We start from the raw sequence: 7601 nt of genomic DNA, 5'->3' as shown, positions 1-7601 counted from the left end.
GCCCGTCCTTTTTGGACGGGCGGGACGCCCATCCCACAAACTTGTGAAAGTTATTTAATTCTCATTCCTAAGTCGTTTAGTAAATATTTAGTTAATCATGGTTTATTTAGAAAATCCGCTGCTCAAACTTTATCTAAATTTGATCGGATGGGTGACGTTAGGATTTTTTATCGGCCGCCAGCTACCCAGAAGCTATTCTACATATTTAGCTAAGTTTCTTTTCTTGTTTGGCACGCCATTGAGCATTGTTGCTTTTATCCGCAGCGCCAATTTGTCGGGCGCTATTTGGATGGCGCCGCTGATAGCTTGGGCGGCAATTCTAGCAGGTGGAACACTCGCTGGGATTTTGATAATTTTCGGTGTCGGCGAGGAACGTTTCAAGACTCTTAATCCGATCGCCCAAAATAGCCCGGAACACACCAGCGCTTGGAGTTTGCCCACTCAAGGCAGCTTCTTATTAGCAACGATGGTGGGTAATACGGGTTTTTTAGGCATTCCCGTCACCTTGTCCTTATTAGGGTCGGAACACTTTGCCTGGGCGTTGTTTTACGACTTGCTAGGCACTGCCATGGGAATCAATATACTGGGAGTTGCTATTGCTTCTCACTGCGGTAAAAGCGATCGCCCTCAGAGTTGGTTAGGTCCTGTGCGCGCAATTGTTCTGAATCCGGCACTGTGGGCTTTTGGTGTAGGGTTTGTCTCGCGCAGCTTGCCACTGTCGGCACAAATCGCAGAATTGTTAACAACAGGCGCTTGGACTGTAATTACTTTAGCTTTAATTACGATCGGGATGCAGTTGAGCAAGTTGAATTCCTTGCACAACCTCAAACCAGTTTTGGCTTGTCTGGCGATTAAAATGCTGTTAGTTCCCTTGGTAATTGGCACGGGATTAACGTTTTTGGGGATCGCGGGCGCGCCGCGACTTGTGCTGGTGCTGCAAATGGCGATGCCTCCTGCTTTTGGTACTACGTTGTTGGCCGAAGCTTTCAATCTCGATCGCGAATTAGCCGTAACTGCGATCGGCATCGGCTGCGTTAGTTTATTATTCACTATTCCCCTATGGATGAGGTTATTTAATTTTTAATAAAAATAATAATTTCTCAGTTTAAAACGTGCCTTACTTCAGCGATCCCCATCACAAACATTGAGCGATCTATGTTATATTGATTAAAAATAAGAATCAGGGGGCTTGGAAACCGTAGGGGCTTCTGCTAGGGAAATAAGCCGCAGATAACGTGAATAACAAGAGTATGCCAAGTAGAAATTTTACATTGACAGGTTATCAAACTCTCGATCCCCTTTACTCAGGAACTCGCACCCTAGTTTATCGAGCTTTCCGCACTAACGACAAACAGCTTGTAGCCATCAAAGTCTTGCGGAGTAAGCACCCCAGCTTCAGCGAACTGGTGCAATTTCGCAATCAGTACACGATCGCCAAAAACCTCAACTTGCCCGGGATCATCGAAACCTACAGTTTGGAACCCTACCAAAACAGCTATGCGCTGGTAATGGAAGACTTTGGGGGAATTCCTCTGAATGAATGGATGGAACCAGGGGAAACTGCGCCGACTCTGAGCGAGTTTTTGCAAGTGGCGATCGACCTGAGCAATACATTAGATATACTCTACCGCCACCGGATAATCCACAAAGACATTAAACCGGCCAATATTTTAATTAATCCGCATACAAAACACGTCAAACTCATTGACTTTAGTATTGCATCCTTGCTACCCAGGGAAACTCAAACCCTGATGAATCCTAACGTGCTCGAAGGCACACTCGGCTATTTGTCTCCCGAACAAACGGGAAGGATGAATCGGGGGATTGACTACCGGACAGACTTTTACTCTTTGGGCGTGACTTTTTACGAATTGCTGGGGGGACAATTGCCGTTTCAATCCAACGATGCGATGGAATTGGTACACTGTCATATTGCCAAGCAACCGCCATCACTGCGTGAAATCAATCCCGAAATCCCGCCGGTACTCTCGGAGATTGTCAGCAAATTAATGGCAAAGAATGCCGAAGACCGCTATCAGAGTGCCTTGGGACTGAAATTCGATTTAGAATGTTGTTTGAAGCAATTTGAAGAAAACGGTAGAATAGAGAGTTTTACGATCGCGCAGAGGGATGTGGGCTCACGCTTCCTCATACCCGAAAAACTCTACGGTCGCGAAACCGAAGTTGCCGAATTACTGGCAGCATTCGATCGAGTAGCAGGTTTTTCCCACCAGGCATCAGAAAAGGGTGGAGGCTGTGAGTTAATGTTAGTCGCGGGTTTTTCTGGGATTGGGAAAACTGCAATTGTCAATGAAGTTCACAAACCAATTGCCCGCCAGCGCGGCTACTTCATCAAAGGCAAATTCGACCAATTTAACCGCAACATTCCTTTCTCAGCTTTTGTCCAAGCATTTCGAGATTTAATGGGACAATTGTTGAGCGCCAGTGACCAGCAGTTGAAAAATTGGCAAACTCAAATCTTGCAAGCACTTGGCGATAACGGACAAGTCATTATTGAAGTAATTCCCGAACTCGAAAAAATTATTGGACCACAACCGCCCGTACTCGAATTATCAGGAACGGCGGCCCAAAATCGGTTTGATTTGCTCTTTCAAAATTTTATTCACGTGTTCACCAAACCAGAACATCCCCTGGTGATGTTTTTGGATGACTTGCAGTGGGCTGATTCCGCCTCGCTGCGGTTAATGCAACTGCTGGTTGCCGAGTCAGCAACAGGCTATTTATTAGTAATTGGTGCCTACCGAGATAATGAAGTGTTTGCAGCACATCCGTTGATGCTGACACTGGATGCAATGGCAAAAGCTGGGGCGACGGTGAATACTATTACGCTGGAACCGTTGAGTTCAGAAAGTCTAAATTATTTGGTTGCTGATACGCTCACTTGTGCTCCATATTGGGCAAGACCGTTGACTGATTTGATAGCACAAAAAACCCAGGGAAATCCATTTTTTGCAACACAGTTTCTCAAAGCACTGCATCAGGATGCGTTGATTGAGTTTGATGGGCCGGCTGGTTATTGGGAGTGCGATATTGTTCGAGTTCGGGAGGCAGCGTTGACGGATGATGTGGTAGAGTTTATGGCGTTGCAGTTGCAAAAACTGCCGCCAGGGACTCAGAATGTGTTGAAGTTGGCTGCTTGTGTTGGGAGTCAGTTTGATTTGGGGACTTTGGCAGTTGTCTCCCAGCAATTGGAAACGGAAACGGCGGGGGATTTGTGGAAGGCTTTGCAAGAGGGGTTAATCCTGCCTGAAAGTGAAATCTACAAGTTTTATATGGGGCGAGAAAGACGGGAGGAGACCGAAAATTCGGAGGTGGTGAATTACAAGTTTTTGCACGATCGCGTTCAGCAAGCTGCCTATTCTTTAATTCCCGAACAAGAGCGATCGCGTGCTCACTATCAGATTGGACAATTACTGATCCAGCAAATTTCACCTGCAGCTATAGAAGAGCAAATTTTTTCAGTCGTCAATCAGTTGAATTATGGTATTGCGCTGATTGAAGACCAAGCAGAACGCGACTATCTGGCACAACTCAACCTCACGGCTTGCCGCAAAGCCAGATCCGCTACTGCTTATCAAGCTGCTCGCGAGTATGCTGCGATCGGGCTAAATTTGCTTGGAGAGAGCGCTTGGCAACGACAGTACGAGATGACCTTGAACTTGCACGAAATAGCTGCCGAAGTGGCTTCACTCTGTGGCGAATTTGACCAGATGAATCAGTGGATTGACACTGTGATTCATCATACCAGCACTCCCCTAGAGCGAGTGAGCGTTTACATCGTCAAAATTCAGGCATTATCGTCCCAGAACAACTTTTTAGAAGCAATTGCTATCGGTTTGTTGATTCTCAAAGAATTAGGAGTTGAATTGCCCGATAGCCCTACATCAGAAGAGATTCAGCAAGCTGTGCAGGAAATTAATTGCTCGATCGGCGATCGACCTATTGAAGAGTTATTTGATCTGCCAGCGATAGTGGATGCCCAAAAGCTGGTCACGATGCAAGTGGCGGCAAGTATGGTGTCAGTTTGTTATCTGGTTGGTTCGTCTTTGTTTGCACTGGTGACGGCCTTACAGGTAAATTTATCAAGGAAATTGGGTCTAAAACCCTGTCCTTCTAGGACGGCTTGAATTTCTTAAATCCCTTCCTAAAAGTCAGTAAATTTCTAGTATACTAGATTCGTCAAGGTTAAACTCCTGCGCCATCGTGCATAAAAACAGTTAACGACACACTTTCAGGCGTAAACCGGGGGACAAAGAGCCGCGAAAACTCTATAAACAGCTAGGGGCTTGACACAGTTCCTTTAACCAGAGAAACAAACTATTTAGATTTAGTCTTGTTAAGTAGGGTAGGGCATACCCGAACTCTAGGTAAATATCCTAGTACGCTTTTGGAGATAGACCCTCTGGGGTTGCTGTGAGTTGAACTCGTCAATTGGTATTTTGTACGGTTGAAAGGTTTAAGAAGTGCCGAAAGGACATAGCGCTTAAAGGTCAGTCGATGAATTAAGAATCCCCACGCCTGATAGCTGGGGAGTGTCAACTATCCAATATGGCAACAGTCGTACTTCAGCTTATAGCTATAGCTGCTATGGCATTTTTCTCAACAACTTTCTACAAGATGTGACGGTAGCCGATCAGTTTGGCCGATTAGCTTATCGTCTTGCGAGGGTTGCGGATGCCAAAAATATTCGCTCTGCAACTTTTGCTGCGATCGGGCTCTGTTTGTACCATCGCAAATCGCATTTGCGGGAAACCCTCCCCATTTTTCAGGCAGGCTATCAAGCCGGATTAGAAACAGGAAATTTAGAGTTTGTCGGGTTTAATGGGCATGGATTTTGTCTACATTCCTACTGGTGCGGTCAACCTTTGGCAGAACTTGAGCCCCAAATTCGGGCATACCGTCAGCAATTACTCGACCTCAACCAACTAACGACGGCAAATTATTGTTCGATTTATTGGGAAACAACGCTGTTTTTATTGGGTAATCCAAACAAGTTTGAGATTTCCTTTGAAGAGGAACGCTATGAGGAGAAGCTAGTTTCTCAGTCGCTTGCCTCTAAGGATTTGTACCGACTCTACAGCTTCTATCTGTACAGGGCGACGTTGAGATTCCTGCTGGAAGACATTGCTGGGGCCTCCGTAGATGTCGATCGAGCAAGACAATATATAGCGGGAAGCGTAGGAATTAGTTCCGAAGCTGTTTTATATTTCTATGACTCACTCATAGCCCTTGCCACTCCTGAGTCCGAGACGGAGTTAGAAACGCAGCGGCAAGGAGTTCAGGAAAATCAAAGGAAGTTGCAGCATTGGGCAGAACACGCCCCCATGAATTATTTGCATAGGTGGCAGTTGGTAGAAGCAGAGAAATACCGAGTTGGCAGACAGAGGGCAGAAGCTATTGAAATGTACGATCGCGCCATTTCTGGAGCGAAAGAAAACGAATACATCCAAGAAGAAGCCCTCGCTAACGAACTAGCAGCTAAATTCTACCTCGACTGGGGCAAAGAAAAATTGGCGCAAGCTTATATGCAAGAAGCCTACTACTGTTATGCTCGCTGGGGTGCGAAAGCCAAAATCGATGACTTAGAAAAACGCTATCCCCAACTTCTTGCTCCCATATTGCAGGGAAGAGAAAATCGTTTTGGAATCAGCGAAACTAGCCTCCACACAATCAATAAATCGTCAGTTTTACATCAAACCTGGCACACAACTCTATCGAGCAGTAGCACTATTTACCAAGCCCTCGATTTCGCGACTATTCTCAAAGCCTCCCAAACACTATCGAGTGAAATTCAATTAGAAAAATTACTGGGTGCACTGATGTGTGTAGTGATGGAAAATGCCGGGGCAAAAAAAGCTGTTCTCCTGTTGCTTAAGGATGGGAATCTCGCGATCGAAGCTGTGGCCTCCTTCCATCGAGATGTCATCTCAATATCTGTACCGCTGTCAGGCAGCGACGAGGTTCCCGCTGCTGTGGTCAACTATGTTAAGCGGACTTGCAAAACTGTGGTTTTGGATAATGCAGCAGTACAAAACGATTTTATTGCGGAGCCGTATTTGATGCAGGAAAAGCCCAAAAGTGTGCTGTGCGCGCCGATGTTAAATCAGGGTAAATTAATCGGGTTGCTATATCTAGAAAATAACTTGACAATTGGTGCATTTACACACGATCGCACGGAAGTCATCCAACTTTTGTGCGCCCAAGCCGCTATCTCTCTAGAAAATGCCCGGTTGTACCAACAATCTCAAGCTTATGCACAAGAATTAGAGCGATCGCTCCTTGATTTGCAGCAAGCACAGTTACAGATCGTGCAAAGCGAAAAAATGTCCGCCTTGGGCAATCTAGTCACAGGAATAGCCCACGAAATTAATAATCCTGTCGGCTTTATTAGCGGCAATATTGAGGAAGCAACCACCACGATCAAAGATCTGATTTCCCACTTAAAATTATATCAAGAAAAACTGCCAAATCCAGGGGAGGAAATCGAAGAAGATGCGGAGGATATGGATTTAGAGTATGCCTTAGAAGATTTGCCAAAGATGCTGTTGTCGATGAAAGTGGGATGCGATCGCATTCGCGGCATTAGCATCAGCCTCCGCACCTTCTCCAGAGCCGATAAAGACTACAAAGTTCCGTTTAATATCCATGAGGGCATTGACAGCACCATCTTAATTTTGAAACACCGGCTGAAAGCCAACGAAGACCATCCCGCGATCGAAGTTGTCACAGACTACGGCAATCTCCCGCAAATCGAATGCTTTCCCGGTCAACTGAACCAAGTCTTTATGAACCTGCTTGCTAACGCGATCGATGCCCTAGAAGAATCAAACCAAGGACGCAGTTTGGAGGCAATTAAAGCAAATCCACACTGTATCACTGTTCGTACCAGTCTGTCGGGCGATCGGCACATCAAAATTCAGATTGCCGATAACGGTGCGGGCATGACAGAAGCCGTCAAACAGCGGATTTTTGACCATCTGTTCACAACGAAGGCAGTAGGAAAAGGTACGGGGTTAGGATTGGCGATCGCCCGCCAGATTGTAGTTGAAACCCACGGCGGAACAATTGAGGTGAATTCCCATCAGGGAGAGGGAACTGAATTTGAGATAGTGTTACCTGTTACCGAATAAAAGTTGACTGTTGACTGTTGACTAATGACTAATGACTAATGACTAATGACTGTTGACTAATGAAAAAGGTTATTCATTTTTCATTCTTCCTGCTTTTGTTTGTCGAGTTTGACTTCGTTGAGTCCGATCGACTAATTTGTATTTGAGAAAATCCATAATAACTAAATTAGATTGGCGATCGGGCATTATACCAGCCCCGATCGCAACTCCTGACAGGGGCAAAACGAACCGCGCCCAAGACCAGATTACCAAAATATCAACTATGCTAACCTAGGCAAGCAGCAATCCCTTGTTACGAAGGTGATTAACTTGACAACTCCCCGCCGTAAAACGGCCGAGATTCTTCCTTCATCCAACGTTGCCTCTAAAAGCAGTGCCTTTAGATGGTCTTACACGTCGTCTGGAAGCGTTAGCGAGATGCCCTCCCGCCAAAAGTCGTAAACCTTCATC

General features: G+C 45.7%; 3 protein-coding genes and 1 pseudogene. 3 read left to right on the top strand and 1 reads right to left on the bottom strand.

Annotated elements, in window-relative coordinates:
• The first annotated feature begins 97 nt into the window (after positions 1-97).
• The 3 genes and pseudogenes from ACUVJL_RS25760 to ACUVJL_RS25750 all read left to right on the top strand — a co-directional run bounded on the left by ACUVJL_RS25760 (position 98) and on the right by ACUVJL_RS25750 (position 7151).
• On the top strand, positions 98-1084 hold the full coding sequence (locus ACUVJL_RS25760; protein ID WP_445248440.1) for an AEC family transporter: 987 nt from the start codon (positions 98-100) through the stop codon (positions 1082-1084).
• Between the two features lie 166 nt (positions 1085-1250).
• Positions 1251-4118: pseudogene (locus tag ACUVJL_RS25755) on the top strand (ATP-binding protein); the annotation flags it as partial.
• A gap of 435 nt (positions 4119-4553) precedes the next feature.
• The gene (locus tag ACUVJL_RS25750) at positions 4554-7151 is read left to right on the top strand and encodes an ATP-binding protein (protein WP_445248439.1); all 2598 of its coding nucleotides are present in this window, start codon (positions 4554-4556) and stop codon (positions 7149-7151) included.
• Between the two features lie 69 nt (positions 7152-7220).
• Here the strand turns inward: ACUVJL_RS25750 and ACUVJL_RS25745 are convergent, their stop codons facing one another.
• Positions 7221-7403 carry a hypothetical protein gene (locus tag ACUVJL_RS25745; protein ID WP_445248438.1) on the bottom strand — a complete coding sequence of 61 codons (183 nt, stop codon included), beginning with the start codon at positions 7401-7403 and terminating at the stop codon, positions 7221-7223.
• Positions 7404-7601: the final 198 nt, after the last annotated feature.

The sequence above is a fragment of the Microcoleus sp. OTE_8_concoct_300 genome, from assembly GCF_031383065.1.
GTDB lineage: Bacteria > Cyanobacteriota > Cyanobacteriia > Cyanobacteriales > Microcoleaceae > Microcoleus.
This window is presented reverse-complemented; position numbering and strand designations above follow the sequence as displayed.

Bases quoted from the DNA above. Each gene is read 5' to 3' on its own strand.
- ACUVJL_RS25760 (WP_445248440.1), top strand. From the start codon at position 98: ATGGTTTATTTAGAAAATCCGCTGCTCAAACTTTATCTAAATTTGATC.